General features: G+C 60.1%; 19 protein-coding genes. 3 read left to right on the forward strand and 16 right to left on the reverse strand.

Annotated elements, in window-relative coordinates:
• Positions 1–125: 125 nt before the first annotated feature.
• From thiI to pyrR, 10 genes are all read right to left on the reverse strand, one after another.
• Positions 126–1370, reverse strand: coding sequence for a tRNA uracil 4-sulfurtransferase ThiI (thiI, locus tag DXD77_RS03400; protein WP_117564272.1), 1245 nt, complete (start codon positions 1368–1370; stop codon positions 126–128).
• Positions 1371–1652, reverse strand: a complete 282-nt coding sequence (locus DXD77_RS03405) for a DNA-directed RNA polymerase subunit omega (protein ID WP_035138532.1) — start codon at positions 1650–1652, stop codon at positions 1371–1373.
• Positions 1653–1657: 5 nt separating this feature from the next.
• On the reverse strand, positions 1658–2227 hold the full coding sequence (gmk, locus tag DXD77_RS03410) for a guanylate kinase (protein ID WP_006236131.1): 570 nt from the start codon (positions 2225–2227) through the stop codon (positions 1658–1660).
• Complete coding sequence (gene mihF, locus DXD77_RS03415; RefSeq protein WP_006236130.1) at positions 2228–2536, reverse strand: integration host factor, actinobacterial type; 309 nt, start codon at positions 2534–2536, stop codon at positions 2228–2230. It abuts the gene before it with no gap.
• Between the two features lie 239 nt (positions 2537–2775).
• Positions 2776–3492, reverse strand: a complete 717-nt coding sequence (pyrF, locus tag DXD77_RS03420; protein ID WP_117564271.1) for an orotidine-5'-phosphate decarboxylase — start codon at positions 3490–3492, stop codon at positions 2776–2778.
• On the reverse strand, positions 3486–4394 hold the full coding sequence (locus DXD77_RS03425) for a dihydroorotate dehydrogenase (RefSeq protein WP_006236128.1): 909 nt from the start codon (positions 4392–4394) through the stop codon (positions 3486–3488). The genes pyrF and DXD77_RS03425 overlap by 7 nt, the downstream gene beginning before the upstream one ends.
• Positions 4395–4408: 14 nt before the next feature.
• A complete protein-coding gene (locus tag DXD77_RS03430) occupies positions 4409–5176 on the reverse strand; it encodes a dihydroorotate dehydrogenase electron transfer subunit (protein WP_117564270.1) in 768 nt (255 codons plus the stop codon).
• Positions 5177–5292: 116 nt separating this feature from the next.
• On the reverse strand, positions 5293–6582 hold the full coding sequence (locus DXD77_RS03435; RefSeq protein WP_117564269.1) for a dihydroorotase: 1290 nt from the start codon (positions 6580–6582) through the stop codon (positions 5293–5295).
• Positions 6566–7510 (reverse strand): aspartate carbamoyltransferase catalytic subunit, encoded by a 945-nt coding sequence (locus DXD77_RS03440; RefSeq protein ID WP_035138537.1) that lies wholly within the window; start codon positions 7508–7510, stop codon positions 6566–6568. The genes DXD77_RS03435 and DXD77_RS03440 overlap by 17 nt, the downstream gene beginning before the upstream one ends.
• A gap of 4 nt (positions 7511–7514) precedes the next feature.
• The gene (gene pyrR, locus DXD77_RS03445; RefSeq protein ID WP_006236123.1) at positions 7515–8099 is read right to left on the reverse strand and encodes a bifunctional pyr operon transcriptional regulator/uracil phosphoribosyltransferase PyrR; all 585 of its coding nucleotides are present in this window, start codon (positions 8097–8099) and stop codon (positions 7515–7517) included.
• A 451-nt stretch (positions 8100–8550) separates the two neighbouring features.
• On the opposite strand from pyrR, the gene rpmB reads away from it, so the two are divergent.
• The gene (gene rpmB / locus DXD77_RS03450; RefSeq protein ID WP_022094725.1) at positions 8551–8739 is read left to right on the forward strand and encodes a 50S ribosomal protein L28; all 189 of its coding nucleotides are present in this window, start codon (positions 8551–8553) and stop codon (positions 8737–8739) included.
• Between the two features lie 232 nt (positions 8740–8971).
• Here rpmB and DXD77_RS03455 read toward each other — a convergent pair whose 3' ends face one another.
• Entirely contained in the window at positions 8972–9748 is a 777-nt protein-coding gene (locus DXD77_RS03455) for a transposase (RefSeq protein WP_117564268.1), read from the reverse strand.
• Between the two features lie 331 nt (positions 9749–10079).
• Here DXD77_RS03455 and adhE point away from each other — a divergent pair, with 331 nt between their 5' ends.
• The gene (adhE, locus tag DXD77_RS03460; protein WP_055250041.1) at positions 10080–12728 is read left to right on the forward strand and encodes a bifunctional acetaldehyde-CoA/alcohol dehydrogenase; all 2649 of its coding nucleotides are present in this window, start codon (positions 10080–10082) and stop codon (positions 12726–12728) included.
• A gap of 88 nt (positions 12729–12816) precedes the next feature.
• On the forward strand, positions 12817–13581 hold the full coding sequence (locus DXD77_RS03465) for an aminoglycoside phosphotransferase family protein (RefSeq protein WP_006236119.1): 765 nt from the start codon (positions 12817–12819) through the stop codon (positions 13579–13581).
• Positions 13582–13753: 172 nt separating this feature from the next.
• On the opposite strand, the gene DXD77_RS03470 is transcribed toward DXD77_RS03465, so the two are convergent.
• From DXD77_RS03470 to DXD77_RS03490, 5 genes are read right to left on the reverse strand one after another with little or no spacing between them, the layout of a single operon-like run.
• Positions 13754–15475 carry a proline--tRNA ligase gene (locus DXD77_RS03470; protein WP_233502345.1) on the reverse strand — a complete coding sequence of 574 codons (1722 nt, stop codon included), beginning with the start codon at positions 15473–15475 and terminating at the stop codon, positions 13754–13756.
• Positions 15476–16540, reverse strand: coding sequence for a flavodoxin-dependent (E)-4-hydroxy-3-methylbut-2-enyl-diphosphate synthase (ispG, locus tag DXD77_RS03475; RefSeq protein WP_233506720.1), 1065 nt, complete (start codon positions 16538–16540; stop codon positions 15476–15478).
• A 31-nt stretch (positions 16541–16571) separates the two neighbouring features.
• Positions 16572–17933 carry an RIP metalloprotease gene (locus DXD77_RS03480; protein ID WP_117647732.1) on the reverse strand — a complete coding sequence of 454 codons (1362 nt, stop codon included), beginning with the start codon at positions 17931–17933 and terminating at the stop codon, positions 16572–16574.
• A 25-nt stretch (positions 17934–17958) separates the two neighbouring features.
• The gene (gene dxr / locus DXD77_RS03485) at positions 17959–19146 is read right to left on the reverse strand and encodes a 1-deoxy-D-xylulose-5-phosphate reductoisomerase (protein WP_117647734.1); all 1188 of its coding nucleotides are present in this window, start codon (positions 19144–19146) and stop codon (positions 17959–17961) included.
• Positions 19146–20060, reverse strand: coding sequence for a phosphatidate cytidylyltransferase (locus DXD77_RS03490; RefSeq protein ID WP_233502344.1), 915 nt, complete (start codon positions 20058–20060; stop codon positions 19146–19148). Before DXD77_RS03490 ends, dxr begins: the two co-directional genes overlap by 1 nt.
• Between the last annotated feature and the right edge of the window lies 1 nt (position 20061).

The raw sequence follows: 20061 nt of genomic DNA on the forward strand, positions 1-20061 counted from the left end.
GACCAAAACCTTGCACAAATCTGTCCATTTATTCAGGCACACGTCAGCAAATGAACGCTTAGCCGCAAAATGCCCAGATAGCAAAAGACCGACGATGCAGGCGCATCGTCGGTCTATGCACAAATTTACTCGTAATCTTGGTAAATCTCACGCGGAGCAAGCTCCGAATGTTTGCGTTTTAAGGTCTTAGGGGCCTTATACGTGTTGCTCTCGAAGTCGATGTACTCGGTCTGCTTGAGCAGGCGCTCGATCATCTCCTCATGATCGAACAACTCCCAGGCCTCATGCACGGCATCGAGTTTAGCGTGCGTCTCGGGTCGGCGCGGCATAAACAGCGTGCAGCAGTCGGGAGCGGCCTCAGTCGAGATATCGAACGTACCGATCTCCTCAGCACGCGCGATGATCTCCTGCTTGTCCGAACCGATGAGAGGACGGAACACGGGGATCTTCACGGCCTCGTTGACGGCCATGATGTTCTCAAGCGTTTGGGAGGCAACCTGCCCAAGCGATTCGCCCGTAACGATGGCCTTGGCGCCCTCGATGCGCGCAATGCGCTCGGCAACCGAATACATAATGCGACGATACATGATCACACGCAGGTTGCTGGGGCAGGTGACCGAAATCTCACGCTGGCAGTCGCCAAACGGCACCACGTACAGGCGGCCGATCTGGACACCCGGCTCAAGCGCACGGATGATGTCCTGCACCAAATACTCGCTCGTATCAGGCGTCTGCGGACGACCGGAGAAATGCACCGGCACGCACACCGCGCCGCGACGCGCGAGCATCCAGGTCGCCACCGGAGAATCGATACCCGACGACAGCAGAGTCACGACCTTGCCGGCAGAACCCACCGGCAGACCGCCCACGCCGCGCTCGGAGCGCGCGTACACATAAACGCTACCCTGGACCACCAGTACGTGCACCATCACATCGGGGTCGTGCATTTGAACCTTTTTATCGGGGAAGGCCTCACACAGTACCTCGCCCACCTGACGATTAATATCGATCGAGGTGAGCTCATAGTCGGTATTGGAGCGCTTGGCGTGCACCTTAAACGAATCGAAGGAACCAAACTCGCGCAGTGCCTTCACGGCGGCGGCGCAGTACTCCTGCGGGTCGCGGTTGGTGTGATACGCCATAGACACACGGGCAACGCCGGGGACGGTGCGAATGACACGCGCCGCCTCGTCGGCCTGATGCTCGTTAAAGGTCACGAGGATATAACCGGAAATTCGAGACACGGCGTTCACGGAAAAGGCGGCCAAGGCCGCCTTGATGTTATCCATGAGGATATGCTCAAAATGTGCGCGGTTCTTGCCCTTCAGTCCAACCTCGTGATAGTGGACCAGGCAAACGCGAGCTGCCATTTAGGCTTCAGCAACCTTATGGCCGAGCGCCTTCTCGTAACGGGCCTCGTCGTAAGAGATGTCGCCGTCGACAATCTCGTCCATAGCCATCGAGATGGTATCGGCACCGGAAAGCCCGATGGTGATGTCATCGACATCCTGGACGGCAAGCACGCGGTTGTGCTGGCCACGCAGCATGCTATTGATGTCGCAGGCGCGCTTGGAGGCAAGCGAAGCGAGCAGGAAGCGGTTGTGATCGGTCTTCTCCAGAAGATCGTCAATGCAAGGCTTTACAACGGACACGGACCTCAGATCCTTTCATGCATATCGAGAACGCGAACGAGCTCATCGGTCGCGCGGTCGAGATCGTCATTCACCACGACGTCGTCGTAGCGGTCGGCAAGGGCAAGCTCATCGGCGGCGTTTGCCATACGCAGCTCAATCGTCTCGGGCGTCTCGGTACCGCGACCGACTAGACGCTCGCGGAGCACCTCAAGCGAAGGCGGCTTGATAAAGATCAACACGGCCTCGGGGAAACGCTCCTTCACCTGCAGGGCGCCCTGGACATCGATCTCCAAAATCAGAGACGCGCCCGAGGCGAGCTTGGATGTGACCTCGCTCACCAACGTGCCGTAGCAGTTACCGTGGACCTCGGCCCACTCAACAAACTCACCGTTTGCCACGCGGCGGTCGAACTCCTCGCGCGTCAGAAAAAAGTAGTTGACGCCGTCGACCTCACCTTTGCGTGGTGCTCGCGTGGTAGCCGAAACCGTCAGACCCAGGTTCGAGCGGCGCTCGCGCACACGAGTGACGAGCGTACCCTTGCCTGCGCCTGACGGTCCAGAAATCACAAAGAGCTTGGAATCCTGAGCGCTCACTTATTTGGTCAGCTGCTCGAGGAGCTGCTCGCGCTGACGGACGCCGAGGCCCTGGACGCGACGAGTAGCGGAGATACCGAGCTCCTCCATGATCTTGGCGGCCTTGGCCTTGCCATAACCGGGGAGAGACTCGATGAGGGTGGAAACCTTCATGCGGGAAGCGATGGGGTCATCGGAGTTGAGCACGGACTCGAGGGACTTCTCGCCCTTCTTGATCTGCTCGCGAAGTTCAGCGCGGGCGTGACGTGCGGCAGCAGCCTTCTCAAGAGCCTGCTTGCGCTGCTCGTCGGTAAGCTGAGGGAGTGCCATTCGTACCTCCAAATAGTTGGGTTATATCTGATTCAATAATTGGCATTTTAGCACGTAGAACGTACAAAATGCCTAATCGCGGCTCCATAGGTTAGACGATACCCGCAAAAAGTGCAATATACTGCGCCCAAAGTTAAGCCCCTGACCTGCGATTCCACACAAAGGATGGGAAAGTTTACGCAGGCACAGGGGCTATTTTGTGCTAATGAGACCCAAAAGTGGTGACTTAGGGGAATCTTTTACGCGACGTTTTCGACCAGCTCGGCGACGATGGCGTCAAAGGCGGCAACCGGATCGTCGGCACCGGTGATGGGACGGCCCACCACAATGTGGCTTGCGCCACGCTCGATAGCCTGGGAAGGCGTCGCCACGCGGGACTGGTCGCCAAGGGCGGCACCCACCGGACGCACACCCGGAGTCACGATCAGGGCATCAGGACCCAGCAGCTCACGCATGTCGTGAGCCTCCATCGGTGAGCACACGATGCCATCGATGCCGTTGGCCTGAGCAAGCTTTGCCAAGCGGGCGGCCTCCTCGGCCACGGGCGACTCGACGCCGATCTCGCTCAAGGCATCCTGATTCATGCTCGTGAGCACGGTGATGGCGACGAGTTTGGCGCGGTCCTCACGCGCCTCCTCGGCACCCTCGCGGCAGGCAGCGAGCATAGCACCCGAGCCCAGGCCGTGGACCGAAAGCAGGTCGGCACCGGCAAGCGAGGCCGAGCGGGCAGCGCCGCGCACCTGATGCGGAATGTCATGGAACTTAAGGTCGAGGAAGACCTTAAAGCCAAGGTCCTTAAAGGTCTTGACGATCTGGGGACCCTCAGCGTAATAGAGCGTCATGCCGACCTTGAGCCAGGCGGCATGGCCCGAAAGCTCGTGGGCGAGCTCGAGCGCGCGCTCACGGTCGCAGTCGAGGGCGACGATAACACGGTCGCGGGCATCATTCTCTAGCATTCGAAAGCACCCACCAGCTCGTTGATGTCCTTTACGCCCTGGGACTCGGCCCAGGCCTCGAGCTCATGCGCGATCTTAAGCGAAGCACACGGATCGACGAAGTTGGCCATGCCGACCGACACGCAGGTGGCGCCGGCCAGGATAAACTCAGCCGCATCCTCGCCAGTCATGACACCGCCGACACCGTTGATGGGGATATCGACGGCCTGGGCAACCTCCCAGACCATGCGCACGGCGATGTGGTGGCAAAGCGGGCCAGAAAGGCCGCCCTTGGGCTTGGCCACGCGGGACTTGCGGGTATGAACATCGATGGCCATGCCTTGGATGGAGTTAATGACCGAAAGGCCGTCGGCTCCCGCGGCCTCGAGAGCCTTGGCAATCTCGGCGACGTTAACCGGAGCCATCTTGACGAACAGCGGCTTATCGGTCACCTTACGGCAGGCGGCCATGACGGAAGAGGCGCCCTCGGGCGTAGAGCCCATGGCGGCACCGCCGGCGGCGATGTTGGGGCAGCTCACGTTGATCTCGTAGCCGGCAGCCCAGGGGCATAGCTCGACATACATCTCGAGCGCGCGCACAAACTCATCAACGGAATGCCCGGCAACCTGGCAAATGACCTGGCAACCGTCCTTGGACAGCTGCTCGAGCCACGGGCCGGACTCACGGGCAAAGGCGGCGACACCGGGGTTCTGCAGGCCCACGGAGTTGATCATACCGCCAGGAATCTCGGCCATGCGGGGCGCAGGGTTGCCCGGCCAAGGCTCGGCGGCACAGCCCTTGGTGGTAATGGCGCCCAGCTGGGAAACATCAAAGAAGTTCTGGAACTGCCAACCGTAGCCAAAGGTACCGGCTGCGGTGTTAATGGGGTTCTGCATCTTGACGCCGCCGAAATCGACGGCCATGTTCACGGTACCCACTAGAAGACCACCACCTTGGAAGCATCGAACACGGGGCCGCACATACAAGCACCCTTCATACCGTCGACCGTCTCGACATTGCAGGTGTTGCAGGCGCCAAAGCCACAGCTCATCATGCGCTCGAGCGACACCTCGCAGTACACACCGGCCTCGGCGGCAGCGGCGGCGACCTTCTTCATCATGACGGCGGGGCCGCAGCTGGCGACGTAGTCGTAGCCGCCCTCTCCAAGCAGCTCGGCTGCCGGATCGGTGCAAAAACCGTGCGTGCCGAGCGAACCGTCGTCGGTGCACACGTTAACCGTGGCGCCCAGCGCGCGGAACTCATCGACACCCACGACTTTGGAAGCGGTGCCGAAGCCCAGGCACACGTCCACATCAACACCCTGCTCGGCAAGCATGCCGGCAAGACACAGCACAGGCGGAACGCCGATGCCACCGGCGACGAGCAGTGCCTTCCTGGTGCCCTCGGGTACCATCCAGCCACGGCCACCGGGGCCCAACAGGTTAGAGGTGGAGCCAGGGCCCATCTGGGACAAACGGCGGGTATCGTCGCCCACGACGGCGTACCACAGCTCGACGGTGCCGGCCTCGGCGTCGGCGCGGTAGAAACTCAAGGGCACACGAAGCAGAGAAGACGCATCGCCGGGGACGGCGATGTTCACAAACTGACCGGGCTTGAGCGCACTTGCAAGCTTGGGGGCCGAGATGACGAGCGAGAAGATGCCGTCGGCGATCTCCCGGTTCGAGACGACCTCGAAGTCGTGCATGCGTGCAGTGGAAGGTGTGGGCATAGACGCTCCAATCCCCCATGCGGTTGCATGGTCTAAACGAACAGAAAGCGCGGCACCGCAAGGGCGCCGCGCACAAAAGCGATAAGGCTATGCTAGCAGATGCAGCCGTCGGCGAGCGTCTGCTTGCCACCGACAAATACATCGGTGGCACGACCGGTGAGCGTGCGGCCGGCAAAACCGGAGTTCTCGGCGCGCGACTCGTAACCGTCCTCGCCAACCGTCCAGGTTGCGGAGGGGTCGAACACGGTCAGGTCGGCGACAGAGCCCGCCTTGACCTGAACCTGATCGAGGCCCAGAATCTCACGCGGCTTGATGGCCATGAGCTCGACCATGCGGCTCACGCTCATCTTGCCCGTGTTGACCAGCTCAGTGAGCACGAGCGACAGCGAAGTCTCGAGGCCAATCATTCCAAAGGGCGCGAGCTCGAACTCGCGGGCCTTCTCCCACGGGGTGTGGGGAGCGTGGTCGGTAACGATAGCGTCGACGGTACCGTCGATGACACCCTGACGGATGGCCTCGGCATCCTCGTCGGTGCGCAGCGGCGGATTGACCTTGAGCGAGGTGTTGTAGGTCTCGTCCAGGTCGTTCTCGGTCAGGAACATGTGGTGCGGGGTGGCCTCGCAGGTCACCTGGACACCGGCAGCCTTACCGGCACGCACGAGCTCCAGGCCATGAGCGGTGGAGATGTGCTGGATGTGCAGCTTGGCACCGGTCAGCTTGGCAATCTCGATGTCGCGGGCAATCTGAAGCTCCTCGCCGGCGGCCGGCCAACCCTCGAGGGCCAGACGGGTCGAGACCTTGCCCTCGTTGATCTGGCCGTGGCCGACCAGATCCTCGTCCTGGCAGTGGCTCATAAAGACCTTGCCGAACATCTTGCCGTAGTCCATGCAGCGACGGAGCATGCCCGCACCCTGCACGCCGCGACCGTCATCGGTGAAGGCGACGGCGCCGTGGGCGACCATATCGCCCATCTCGGACATAGCCTCGCCCTTAAGGCCGCGAGTCATAGCACCAGAAGGATAGACGCGGCAGTGGCCGACCTCGGCAGCGCGGGACTTGACGAACTCAACGACGGTTCCGTTATCGGTAACGGGGTCGGTGTTGGGCATGGCGCACACGCCGGTGAAGCCGCCCTTGGCAGCAGCGCGGGTGCCGCTCTCGATGTCCTCTTTGACCTCGTAGCCAGGCTCGCGCAGATGCACGTGCATATCCACCAGGCCGGGGACGAGATACTTGCCGGAAAGGTCGCGGACCTCGGCTCCCTCGGCGGCGAGGTTCTCGCCGACCTCGGCGATCTTGTCACCGTCGATCAGGACGTCGACGACACCGTCAAGCTCGACGGACGGATCGACGACGTGGGCATTCTTAAGAAGCAAGGCCATTATCGGCACCTCCAAGCAGCAGATACAGGATAGCCATACGCACGCAGATACCGGCGTAGACCTGCTCCAGGATGACGGAGCGTTGCGGGTGGTCGGCCATATAGGAGTCGAACTCAACGCCGCGGTTGATGGGGCCCGGGTGGCAGATAATCGCATCGGGCTTCATGAGCTTCTCGCGGTCCTTGGTCAGACCGAAGAGCTTGTGGTACTCACGAATCGTGGGGAACGGTGCGCCCTCGAGGCGCTCCTGCTGCACGCGCAACATGTAGACGACGTCCAGCTCGGGCAGGACGGAATCGAGGTCGCTCGTCACGTGGTCGCACCCCAGGACCTCGGGCGCCGGCGGCAGCAGCGTGCCGGGGGCGACGGCGTAGGTCTCGCAGCCCATGATCTTAAGTGCGGGGATCAGCGAGCCGCACACGCGGGAGTGCGCGATATCGCCGACGACGGCGACCTTCAGACCGTGGAAGTCACCCTTGTGCTCCCAGATGGTGTACAGGTCGAGCAGGGCCTGCGTGGGGTGGTTGTGCTTGCCGTCGCCGGCGCAGATGACGCTCGCGGGCGAGTTCTGCGTGACGATGTAGGGAGCACCGGCGTGCTTATCGCGAACGACGATGCAATCAATCTTGTAGGCGTTGAGGGTCTCGACGGTGTCGACGAGGCTCTCGCCCTTGACCGTGGAGGTCGAGGAGCCGCCAAAGTTGAGGCTGTCGGCCGAAAGGCGCTTCTCGGCGAGCTCGAAGGAGCTGCGGGTGCGCGTCGAGGGCTCGTTGAACATGTTGACGATGGTCTTGCCCTTGAGCGTGGGGACCTTCTTGATCGCACGCTCGTTGACCTCAGAGAACGCCTTGGCGGTCTCGAGGATGAGCTTGATGTCCTCTTCGGAGTACTCGGTAATGTCGATCAGGTGCTTATGGTTGAACGCCACGGTACTACTCACCTCCCAGCGGCGCGGAGCCCACGTGGGAACCCGGCGCGACGTCGTTAATCTCGACGGCGGTGTGGCCGTCGACTTCCTTCATATATAGGTGCACGTTCTCCTCATGCGACGAGGGAACGTTCTTGCCGACAAAGTCCGGCGAGATGGGGAGCTCACGGTGACCGCGGTCAACGAGAACTGCCAGCTCGATGCGGCTCGGACGGCCCAGGTCCATGACGGCATCCAGAGCGGCGCGGATAGTACGGCCCGTATACAGGATGTCGTCCACCAGCACGACGCGCTTGCCGTCGACGCTGAAGGGAATGTTGGTAGCGTGGATCGCGGGAGCGAAATTGGTCGCATAGTCATCGCGGTAGAAGCTGATGTCCAGGCTGCCGAGCGGAACGTCGACGCCCTCGATCTCCTTGATCTCCTCGGCGAGCTTCTTTGCCAGAAGGTCGCCGCGCGTGACGATGCCGACCAGAGCGAGGTCTTCACAGCCCTCGTTGCGCTCGAGAATCTCGTGCGCGATGCGGGTCATCGCTCGATTGACGGCGGTCTCGTCCATGATGACCGCCTTGGGGGAAGTCGTGCCCATCGATCTCCTTCCTCACATGTCTTGACTGCTGACACAGTCAAAAAAATAGATGCCCGACCGCTTAAAGCGGACCAGACACCCACAGGAAGGGCTGCTCTTTGGCAGCTATGTAATTCCATGTGGGTATCTCGTACCCCTTTAATGGTCAAGGGATAGTGTAGCCAACCTCGAGCTTAATTGCGAGCATAAATACAGAACAATCCGTAAACGGAGCCCAATGCTCCATAAACCTATATATATTTGTGGGACGAGCTTGAAAACACACGCACGAGCTGGCATAATCCCCTCTGCTGCACGCAAATCGGATCTACGTCCAGGGCCGTAGCGTGGGCACTATCGCCAAAAGAGGAATATCTCTGTGTAGATTGCGCACAGGGAGCGACTTCTGTGCTATAGTTCAGGCTTGTTTGTTAACGCGACATGTTCGTTTGTCGCCCAAGGAGGGTCAGTTATGTCCAAAGTTTGCGAAGTTTGCGGTAAGCACCCCGTTGCCGGTCGCTCCATCAGCCACTCTCACCGCGTCACCAACCGTAAGTTCCGCCCCAACATCCAGCGCGTCTACGTCGTCGTCGATGGTCACCGTCGCAAGATGAACGTTTGCTCCACCTGCCTCAAGTCTGGCAAGGTTGCGCGCTCCTAAATAAGGTCTTACCAACAAGTACCTCGGACTCTCCGGGTCAAAGACCTCGCGTTCATATAGAACTATAAGAAACCGCTTTCTTTTGAGAAGGCGGTTTCTTTTCTATCTATCCAGGAATGCAAAACCAGAGTGAAAATGCACTCATTGGGGACAGACTTACATGAGTGTTTTCACGCATTGGGGACAGACATGACGCACGCATGCGGCGTCCCGATCGGCTCCGGCCCCTATCTCACGCTGCATCCTTCCAGCCTGCAGTAGCCTTGGTCACGCTTGTGGCGCCGATACCGGTGATACGGGCAATTTGCTTGACCGTGAGATGTGCCCGCCTGAGCCTCAGCAGGCAGGCATCGCGTTCGGGGCGTGGCAGGGCCTTGAGCAACGCAGGATCTATGCTCGTCAGGACTTCGCGTGCAACGAAAAGGGCCTCCTCATCGGGGATCCGCCGGCGCGGAAGAACCTCCACTGACCAGATGCGCCCGGCAACTTTCTTGAGATGCTCGCAATAGCGACGGGAGCCTCCGACAACATCAAGCATAGGGGCCGCATCACAGATGTCAAAGGGATCATAGCCCAGCTGATACGCCTTATAGCTTGACCAGCGGTACGCCTCGAGCGAGTCAAGCGCACCCTTCACGGGATTGAGATGAATATAGTCGAGCAGCTGCACTGCCTGCGTGTCCGACTCAACCGCGACCCGCGAATAGCGATTGTCAAACAGATGGCCCGTTCTTCCCGTTTTCCCATTGAAATACTTGGCATACGCCGTCAGCGCGCACTGCATTGCCTTTGAAAGGTTGTCATATGGGTCATCAACCATCAAATGGAAGTGGTTGTCCATAAGACACCAGGCCAACACCGCCACGTCATGGCACGCAAACCTGTCCGATATGTCCGATAGGAAACGATAGCGGTCGGAATCATCTTCAAAAATGATCTGTTTGGAGTTACCGCGGTCAAAGACGTGGTAATAGCCGGTGAGCGAAATTTCGCGGGCGCATCGGGGCATGGTCTCTCCTTTCAAAGCCGTACAGGCAACACCTAAAAGGAGAGAAGGAACGCGAAATGCTGAGCCTTTGACCTATTTATATCCAATCAGCAACAAAAACAGGCCCAAAACGACAAAATCGCAAATCGATGTCTGTCCCAAATGAGTGAAACCACTCATGTAAGTCTGTCCCCAATGAGCGGGGCGATGCACTATCAGATAGTTTTAGTTAAAACGCTTCATTTTATTGAAGCGTTTTAGTGTGCCTTTTACGGGAATCTTACCGTTTACCGAATTATTTCTTGCTATCATGCAAGACGTAGGGTAAATCTCCGATCGCAAGGAGACACAAATGGTGAAAAAGTCACCGGAAAACACTACTCCCGCAATTGTGGACAACGTAGAGGCGCTTGAGGCTAAGCTCGCTCAGATGCGAGAGGCCCAGGCGCTTTTTGCTACGTACACGCAGGAGCAGGTCGACAAGATCTTCTATGAGGCCGCCATGGCCGCCAACAAGGCTCGTATCCCGTTGGCGAAGATGGCCATCGAGGAGACCGGCCGCGGCGTTCTTGAGGACAAGGTCATCAAGAACCACTACGCCGCAGAGTACATCTACAACGCTTACAAGAACACCAAGACCTGTGGCGTTCTGGAGCGCGACGAGGCCTACGGCATCACCAAGATCGCTGAGCCCATCGGCATCGTGGGCGCCGTCATCCCGACGACCAACCCCACCTCCACCGCGATCTTCAAGACGCTGATCAGTCTGAAGACCCGCAACGCCATCATCATCTCCCCGCACCCGGCTGCCGCCAAGTGCACCATCGCCGCCGCCAAGCTCGTACTTGACGCCGCCGTCAAGGCCGGCGCCCCCGAGGGCATCATCGGCTGGGTCGATGTCCCCTCCATCGAGCTGACCAACATGGTCATGCGCGACGTCGACATCATCCTCGCCACCGGTGGCCCGGGCATGGTCAAGGCCGCCTACTCCTCGGGCAAGCCTGCCCTGGGCGTTGGCGCCGGTAACACCCCGGTCGTCATCGACGACACCGCCGACGTGCTGCTCGCCGTCAACTCCATCATCCACTCCAAGACCTTCGACAACGGCATGATCTGCGCTTCCGAGCAGTCTGTGACCGTCATCGACACCATCTATGACCAGGTTAAGGCCGAGTTCCAGAAGCGCGGCTGCTACTTCGTCAAGCAGGGTGCCGAGATGGAGGCACTGCGTGCCGCCATGTTCAAGAATGGCGCCCTCGATCACCGCATCCCCGGCATGGCTGCTGCCAAGATCGCTGAGCTCGCCGGCATCGAGGTTCCCGCCAAGACCAAGATCCTGATCGCCGAGGTCACCTCCACCGACCCCGCCAAGGAGGAGTTCTCCCACGAGAAGCTCTCCCCGGTCCTGGCCATGTATCACGCCAAGGACTTCCAGGAGGCCGTCGACAAGGCCGAGCACCTGGTGCTCGCCGGTGGCCCGGGCCACACCGCCTCTCTGTACGTGCACCCCGCCCAGGCCGAGAAGATCAGCCTGTTCGAGCACGTCATGAAGGCCTGCCGTATCGTCATCAACACCCCGTCCTCGCACGGCGGCATCGGTGACCTGTACAACTTTGGCATGAAGCCGTCTCTGACCCTGGGCTGCGGCTCCTGGGGCGGCAACTCCGTCTCCGAGAACGTTGGGGTGAAGCACTTGATCAACGTTAAGACTGTGGCCGAGCGCCGTGAGAACATGCTGTGGTTCCGCGCTCCCGAGAAGGTCTACTTCAAGAAGGGTTCCACGCCCGTCGCCCTCGACGAGCTCGGTACCGTCATGGGCAAGAAGCGCGCCTTCATCGTCACCGACCAGTTCCTCTTCAAGAATGGCAACACCCGCGCCATCGAGGCCAAGCTCGACGAGATGGGCATCGCCCACGACTGCTTCTACGACGTCGAGCCCGATCCGTCGCTGCAGTGCGCACGTCGCGGCGCCAAGCAGATGGCTCTCTTTGAGCCGGACGTCATCATCGCCGTCGGCGGTGGCTCCGCTATGGACGCCGGCAAGATCATGTGGATGATGTACGAGCACCCCGAGTGCAAGTTTGAGGACATGGCCATGGACTTCATGGACATCCGCAAGCGTATCTTCACTTTCCCCGAGATGGGCAAGAAGGCCTACTTCGTCGCCGTCCCGACCTCTTCGGGTACCGGCTCCGAGTGCACGCCGTTCGCCATCATCACCGACAAGGAGACCGGCATCAAGTGGCCGCTCGCCGACTACGCGCTGCTCCCCAACATGGCTATCGTCGACGCCGACAACTGCATGACCGCCCCGCGCGGCCTGACCGCTGCCTCCGGCATCGACGTCATGACCCACGCCATCGAGTCCTACGTCTCCATCATGGCTTCCGACTACACCAAGGGCCTCTCCGAGCGCGCTGCTAAGCTCGTCTTCGAGAACCTGCCCTCCAGCTTCACGAACGGCGCCAAGGACCCGCATGCCCGCGAGGAGATGCACAACGCCTCTTGCATGGCCGGCATGGCCTTCGCCAACGCCTTCCTGGGCCTCAACCACTCCATGGCTCACAAGCTCGGCGCCTTCCATCACCTGCCCCACGGCCTCGCCAACGCCGTCATCCTGACCCGCGTTATGCGCTACAACGCCGCCGAGGCTCCCGTCAAGATGGGTACCTTCTCCCAGTATCCTTACCCCAACGCGCTGCACAACTACGCCGAGATGGCCAAGTACTGCGGCATCGAGGGCAAGGACGACAAGGAGGTCTTCGAGAACTTCATCACGAAGCTCGAGGAGCTCAAGGACTTCATCGGCGTCAAGAAGACCATCGCCGACTACGGTGTTGACGAGCAGTACTTCCTCGACACCCTCGACGAGATGACCGAGCAGGCATTCAACGACCAGTGCACCGGCGCAAACCCGCGCTACCCGCTCATGAGCGAGATCAAGGAGCTCTACCTGGACGCCTACTACGGCCGCGAGCCTCAGGACTACGCCGTCTGCTAGTTTTAGCACGGTTTTTAACGGCGGGGGTGCACGGGTGTTTCACACATCCCCGCCGTCGCTTCTATCGCATCGTTGAAAGGATGCAACCATGCTGCTACCCGATTCCAAGACCGAGCTCGTCCGCCGTGGCAACAAGGTCGTTTACGACCTGGGCGACAAGATCGTCAAGGTCTTTAACGAGACCAAGCCTGTCTCCGACGTGTTCAACGAGGCTTTGAATCTTGCCCGCATCAATGAGTGCGGCATCCGCAGCCCCAAGGCTCTCGAGGTTTCCCAGCTCGAGAACGCCAACGGCTGGGCGCTCGTGACCGAGAAGGTTCCGGGCACCACCCTTGCCGAGAAGATGACTGCTGAGCCCCAGCGCTTTGGTGAGTATCTCGAGATGTTCGTCGACCTCCAGATCGAGATCCACGGCTATACCTCCCCGCTGCTCAACCGTCAGCGCGACAAGTTCGCCCGCATGATCGACAGCCTTGATCAGCTCAATGCCACCACGCGCTACAACCTTCAGGAGCGTCTGGACGGCATGACCAAGGAGTTCAAGGTCTGCCACGGCGACTTCAACCCCTCCAACGTCATCGTCGGCGACGACGGCCAGCTCTATGTGTGCGACTGGGCACACGCCACCCAGGGCTCCCCTGCTGCCGACGTTGCCACCACCTACCTGCTCTTCGCCCTCAACAGCAAGGACCAGGCTGAGGCCTACTTGGAGCTCTACTGCGACCGCGCCGATATGCCCATGCAGGTCGTGCGTCAGTGGACGAGCATCGTCGCCGCTTCCGAGCTCGCTCGTAAGCGCAACGTGAACGATGAGTTCCTGAAGAACTGGATCGACGTCGTCGATTATCAGTAATATCTGAGCGATTTATTTCGCATCGGAGGCACAAGAAAACCCCGCAGCTCATATAGGCTGTGGGGTTTTCTTTACCCATCGAGTTTATTCCAACAAAATAGACTGCTCCGCATCTCATCCTAAGAGAGATACGGAGCAGCCCCGCAATTACATCTAATAGCAGAAACGTCGATTAACGGCGGGCCGCCTTAACAAGCTCGGCAATCTTGGCGACGACCTCGTCGATCGCCACGTCCTCACGCTCGCCCGTGGCACGGTCCTTGAGCTCCACAGTACCATTCTTGAGGCCACGCTTGCCAAGCACGACCTGATACGGGAAGCCCATGAGGTCGTTATCGGCAAACTTAAAGCCAGGACGCTCGTCACGGTCATCGACGACAACCTCGATACCCTCGGCGCACAGGCCCTCGACGATTTGGTCGCAAACGTTAGCGCACTCCTCCTTCTTGGGATCGAGCGGAATCACCGCGACCTCGTACGGGGCAACGGAGACCGGCCAGACGATGCCGTGTTCGTCGTTGTGCTGCTCCACGACGGCAGCAAGCGAGCGGGACACACCAACGCCGTAGCAACCCATGATAAGCGGCTTCTCCTTGCCGTCCTCGTCCATAAAGGTGGCGCCCATGGCCTCGGAATACTTGGTACCCAGCTGGAAGACCTGCGAGACCTCGATGCCGCGAGCAGCAGAGAGCGGCTTGCCGCAGTGCGGGCAGGGATCGCCGGCAACGACGGTTACCAGGTCGGCCCACTCGTCGACGGTAAAGTCGCGCTCGGGGCAGGCACCGGTAAAGTGATAATCGACCTCGTTGGCACCGCAGGCCCACTGCTTGGACTCGCGCAGGCTCTCGTCGCACACCAGGCGAATGCCCTCGGGCAGGTTAACCGGTCCGATAAAGCCCTTATGCAGACCGTAGGTCTGGAGCTCCTCATCAGTCATCATGCGATAGCCCTTGCCAAAGACATGCTCGGCCTTGCAATCGTTGAGCTCGTGGTCGCCCGGAACAATGGCCACGACGGGCTTGCCCTCGGCGTCGAGGAGTGCCAGAGACTTGCGCGTGCCGTTCTCGGGGAAGCCGAAGAACTTTGCAACGGCCTCGATGGTGCCCATGCCCGGAGTCTCGACCTTGGTAAGCGTACCGTCGCCAGGACCCTCGGTCACAACGACCTTGGTGCTTGCGGCCTCATCGTCGGCAGCGAAGCCGCAATCGTCGCAGTAGACGAGCGAAGCCTCGCCAGCGTCGGCCAAAGCCATGTACTCGACGGAGGTATCGCCACCGATCTCGCCGGAGTCGGCGACAACGGGCAGAGCCTTGATGTAGCAGCGCTCGCAAATGTTGGCATAGGCCTGCTTCATCTTGTCGTACTCCCCCTGCAGGCTCTCCTGCGTAGCAGAGAAGCTGTAGGCGTCCTTCATGATGAACTCGCGACCGCGCATCAGGCCAAAACGGGGACGGAACTCGTCGCGGAACTTATCCTGGATGTGATAGAGGTTCACTGGCAGCTGCTTGTAGGAACGCAACTCATTGCGCACCAGGGCAGTCACGGTCTCCTCGTGCGTGGGTCCGAGCACAAACTCGCGGCCGTGGCGGTCATCAAAGCGCACAAGCTCCTTGCCATAGGCATCGATACGGCCGGACTCACGCCACAGCTCGGCATCGACCATGATGGGCATCATGAGCTCCTGAGCACCGGCGGCATCCATCTCGTCGCGCACGATGTTCTCGATCTTGCGGATCGAGCGCCAAGCGAGCGGCAGATAGGAATACAGGCCGGCGGCCTCCTTGCGGATCATGCCAGCGCGAAGCAGCAGACGGTGGCTCGCTAGCTCGGCATCCGCCGGATCCTCTTTGAGCGTCGGCGCATAGAGCTTAGACATATACATTGCTCGGGTCATTTATTTCTCCTCAATAAGTTTGTCGACCTCGGCCATAAGCGCGTCGACAATTTGATCCTCAGCTACTTTACCAATGATCTGGCCATGCGAAAAGAGCAGACCCTGACCACGTCCGCAGGCAACACCCAGGTCGGCGTCAGATGCCTCTCCGGGGCCGTTGACCGCACATCCCATCACGGCGATCGAAAGCGGCGCGGAATAGTTCTTAAGCCGCTCGGTGACCTCCTCGGCGATGGGAATCAGGTTAACCTGGCAGCGGGCGCACGTGGGGCACGAGACAATCTCGGGACCACGGCGACGCAGGCCCAGCGACTGTAGAATTCCCCAGGCGACCGGCGGCTCCTCAACCGGATCGGCCGTGAGCGACACACGCATGGTGTCACCGATGCCTTCGGAAAGCAAGATACCCAAGCCTACAGAGCTCTTGATGGTGCCCTGAAGCTTGGTCCCCGCCTCCGTCACGCCCAGGTGGAGCGGAACATGCGGTATCTCGCGCGACAGGGCGCGATAGGTATCAAGTGTCGTCTGTACGCTATGGGCCTTGGCGGATAGCACGATGTTGGTAAACCCACGGTCCTCAAAGTGCCGCACAAAGCGTTCGCTCGACATCACGAGCTTTTCGGGCTGCGTGAGGTCGTCGCGCTCGGCAATATCTTGCTCAAGCGAGCCCGCGTTCACGCCAATGCGAATCGCGCAGCCCGCGGCACCCGCGGCATCGATGACGGCATCGACCTTAGCCCAATCGCCGATATTGCCGGGGTTGATGCGCAGCTTAGAGGCACCAGCCTCGACAGCGCCAATGGCAAGCTTATGGTTAAAATGGATATCGGCGACGATTGGCACCGGAGACTCGGCACAAATCGTGCGAAAGCCCTCGAGCGCAGCCTCGGTAGGCACGCTCACGCGCACGATATCGCAGCCAGCCTGCGCCAACGCGCACACTTGCGCAAGCGTTGCCTGGGCATCAGCAGTATCGGTGCAGGTCATAGACTGAACCACGACCGGAGCGCCACCACCGATCTGCACGCCGCCCACATGCACGGGGCGCGTCAACTCGCGAGGCAAAGGATGGGATAAAGACAATCCAAACACTCCCCTACAGAATAAATCGAAGGATGTCGGAACGAAGCATATAGACAAACAGCAGTGCAAAGAGCGCGATGCCGACATAGCTGACGATTGTCTGCACTTTGAGCGGCAGCTCGCGGCCCGCAATCTTTTGAATGATCTCGATGACCAGCTTGCCGCCATCGAGTGGTGGGATGGGCAGCAGGTTCATAAAGCCAAGCGAGAACGAAATGAGGGCGGCAAAGGAAAGGAACGTGGCAGGGCCGGCAGCAGCGGCCTGTGAGGACATAACGCTAATACCCACGATCGAAGAAGACTGATCGAGAATCTCAATCGTATGCTGCGGCTGGAGCAGGCGCATCACGCCATCCGCTGTCTGCACGACATAGGAGAACGACAGGCGAGCCGACGTGATGGGGTCTAAACGGACCACCTGCGTAGAGGCATACACACCTAGGCGCTCGTCCTCTTTGAGCGCAACCGTGGTCGAATGCTGCTTGCCGTCACGCTCGTACTCGATGGCGATATCGTCCTTACCGGCAGCCTTGCCGATGGCATCGTAGACATCCATCCAAGTGGAACATGAGACACCGTCAACCGAAAGGATCGCGTCACCGCCCTCGATACCCGCCTTGGCGGCAATAGACCCCTCGTCAACCTGACCGATCACGTTGGTATCCATCGGCACGGTGACACCCGCAATGGAATAGATGCTCATAAGGAGCAAAAAACCCGTCAAGATATTGACGATAATGCCCGCGAGCAGCATAAAGGCGCGCTTGAGAAAGCCTTGGCCAAGATAGGTGTGCGAGCGCTCTTGCGCAAGGAACTCGGCCTCGCCGCACGGCAGCTCCCACACATCGCCCTCGGCAGTCGCATGTTCGCGATCGAAACGGCGACCATCAAAGGTGGTATAGCCTGCCTTGTCTCGCGGCAACGTCTGATATTTGGTGGGATAGTAGCTCGGCGAGGGCTTCTCCCCTTCCTCATACCAGGGCGCGATGGAGCCCCAGCCCAGCAAAAGGGCGCATGCCTCGAGCACATCCTCCTCGGAAAGCTCGAGCTCGACAGCAAGGTCGGCCACGGTCACGCGACCATGACGATAGATAGCCGCGAGCACGCGGTCGGCGCACGAAACATCGGTCGGATCCATACCGCAGATGGCAGCGTAGCCACCCAGCAGCAGCGGGGTCACGCCAAACTTGGTTCCAATGCGACGCGACGTGTAATGGATGTCAAAGCGGCACGGCAGACCCAAAAAGAACTCGGTCACACGGACGCCGCAGGCACGCGCCGCCAAAAAGTGGCCGCCCTCGTGCAAAAACACGAGGACGGAAAGCATCAGCAGGCCCCAAAAGACCGATGAGAGAACGCTCAGAACAGTATCCATAAAACGAAAAAGCAATCCTTATGGGTTAGGAACGGGTTGCGGCGAGCACCTGCGCAGCCTTTTCACGCGCCCACGCATCGATGTCGCGAAGCTGCTCAAACGAATCGACCACCTGCATATCGTGGGCGTCCATGCAGGATTCCACAATGCGATCGATATCGGTAAAGCTGCAGCCATCGTGCAGGAAGGCATCGACGGCGACCTCGTTGGCGGCATTGAGCACGCACGGCATGGTGCCACCCGTCTTGCCGGCACGCTCGGCCAGTGCCAGACAGCGGAAGGTATCCATGTCGGCAGCATCAAACGTGAGCTGCCCCAGCTCGCGGAAATCGATACGAGGCGCCGGAGTATCCCAACGCTCGGGATACGAGAACGCGAACTGGATGGGAATACGCATGTCGGATGCACCGAGATGCGCCATCACGGAGCCGTCGGCGAACTCGACCATAGAGTGAATCTTGGACTGACGCTGCACGACCACGTTAATGAAATCGAGGTCGCAGTTAAACAGATGCATGGCCTCAATGCGCTCCAGGCCCTTGTTCATGAGGGTGGCGGAGTCAATGGTGATCTTGACACCCATGGCCCACGTGGGATGCGCGAGGGCATCGGCACGCGTCACGCGATCGAGCTCGTCGCGCGTGCGGCCAAAGAACGGACCACCCGAGCAGGTGAGCCAAATGCAGTGGGCCTCGCGCGGGTTCTCCCCCAGATAGCACTGGTAGATGGCGGAATGCTCAGAGTCGACCGGAATAAGCTGGCCCGGTTGCGCCAACGGCATAAGCAAGTCGCCACCGACGACGAGGGACTCCTTGTTGGCAAGGGCAAGGCGCTTATTCGAGGTCAAGGCCGCATGGCTCGCCTCGAGACCGGCGGCGCCCACAATAGCGACGAGCACGCAGTCGACATCGTCGCGACGCGCGAGCTCGCAAACCGCCTGCGCGCCAACGCCGAGCTGTGTGCCCTCGGGCAACTCCTGCAGCACGGCGTCATCGCCATGAGCGACATCGGCAACGGCAACCGCCGGAACCGAGAACTCGCGGGCAGCGGCAACGAGCTCCGAGGTGCTGGAATTAACGGACAGCGCCGTCACCTGCAGGCGATCGGCATGCTGGCGGCACACATCGAGCGCCTGGGTGCCGATAGAGCCCGTACAACCCAGGATGGCAACGCGAAGGCGTCCATCGGGGCCATACGTCGTCTGGAAGGACATTACAGCACGCCTCCGATCATCAGCAACAGCTGTGCGGTGATGCAACCGAAGATAAGCGAATCGCTACGATCGAGCATTCCGCCGTGGCCCGGGATAAGGTTGCCGGAATCCTTGACGCCCACACCGCGCTTGATGCGCGACTCGATAAGGTCGCCGATAACGCCCAGAATGGACACGACCACGCCGCATAGCAGCGCATAGGGCAGGCTGAGCTTGTAGAAGTGCGTCGCCCACAGGATGAGCCAAATCAAAACCGAGCCCAAGATGCCGCCGGCAAACCCCTCCCAGCTCTTTTTGGGGGAGATCTTGGGAACCATCTTGTGCTTGCCGATACGGCTGCCCACGATGTAGGCAAACGAATCGGAGACCCAAAGGGACGCGCAAACGCCCACTGAAAGCAGGGCGCCGGCAAAACCGGGCACGGCATCGCGCAGCAGCACGATAGCCGACAGCATAAAGCCAGTGTAGATGGGACCCATGAGCGTCACGGCCACATCAGAGATGCGGGTACGCGGCGACCAGACATACCAAATGCCCACAGCGAGCATCAAGGCAAAAAGCAGGGCATTCAGCAACATCGAATCGCCCAACGCCGACAGCGGAAAGAGTACGGCGGCAGCGATACCCATGCGTTCGTTAGCCATCTTGCCATCGAGCCTTGTCATACGGAAAAACTCATAGCAGCACAGACCGCTCATGACAGAAACAAAGATGGCCGTGGGCACGATACCCAAAACCAGGCACAGGATAAAGACAACGGCGTAGACGATACCGGCGGCGGCACGGGTAATAAAGCCCGCCAGCCACGAACCGGTGCCGCTCTTCGCTGCAGGCGCTCCCGCAGTGGCAGCCTTGCGCGCAGGCGCCGCGGAAACTGGCGTCTTGGGAGCAGATGCCTTGGGACGATCGGACACG

Origin of the sequence: Collinsella sp. TM09-10AT (assembly GCF_003436275.1) — a bacterium.
Classification (GTDB): Bacteria; Actinomycetota; Coriobacteriia; order Coriobacteriales; family Coriobacteriaceae; genus Collinsella.

Coding starts and splice junctions, on each gene's coding strand:
- DXD77_RS03480 (WP_117647732.1), bottom strand. CDS start 17,933: ATGGATACTGTTCTGAGCGTTCTCTCATCGGTCTTTTGGGGCCTGCTG.
- thiI (WP_117564272.1), bottom strand. CDS start 1,370: ATGGCAGCTCGCGTTTGCCTGGTCCACTATCACGAGGTTGGACTGAAG.
- DXD77_RS03435 (WP_117564269.1), bottom strand. CDS start 6,582: ATGGCCTTGCTTCTTAAGAATGCCCACGTCGTCGATCCGTCCGTCGAG.
- rpmB (WP_022094725.1), top strand. CDS start 8,551: ATGTCCAAAGTTTGCGAAGTTTGCGGTAAGCACCCCGTTGCCGGTCGC.
- DXD77_RS03465 (WP_006236119.1), top strand. CDS start 12,817: ATGCTGCTACCCGATTCCAAGACCGAGCTCGTCCGCCGTGGCAACAAG.
- mihF (WP_006236130.1), bottom strand. CDS start 2,536: ATGGCACTCCCTCAGCTTACCGACGAGCAGCGCAAGCAGGCTCTTGAG.
- DXD77_RS03455 (WP_117564268.1), bottom strand. CDS start 9,748: ATGCCCCGATGCGCCCGCGAAATTTCGCTCACCGGCTATTACCACGTC.
- pyrR (WP_006236123.1), bottom strand. CDS start 8,099: ATGGGCACGACTTCCCCCAAGGCGGTCATCATGGACGAGACCGCCGTC.
- DXD77_RS03470 (WP_233502345.1), bottom strand. CDS start 15,475: ATGACCCGAGCAATGTATATGTCTAAGCTCTATGCGCCGACGCTCAAA.
- dxr (WP_117647734.1), bottom strand. CDS start 19,146: ATGTCCTTCCAGACGACGTATGGCCCCGATGGACGCCTTCGCGTTGCC.
- DXD77_RS03425 (WP_006236128.1), bottom strand. CDS start 4,394: ATGGCCGTCGATTTCGGCGGCGTCAAGATGCAGAACCCCATTAACACC.
- adhE (WP_055250041.1), top strand. CDS start 10,080: ATGGTGAAAAAGTCACCGGAAAACACTACTCCCGCAATTGTGGACAAC.
- DXD77_RS03430 (WP_117564270.1), bottom strand. CDS start 5,176: ATGCACGACTTCGAGGTCGTCTCGAACCGGGAGATCGCCGACGGCATC.
- pyrF (WP_117564271.1), bottom strand. CDS start 3,492: ATGCTAGAGAATGATGCCCGCGACCGTGTTATCGTCGCCCTCGACTGC.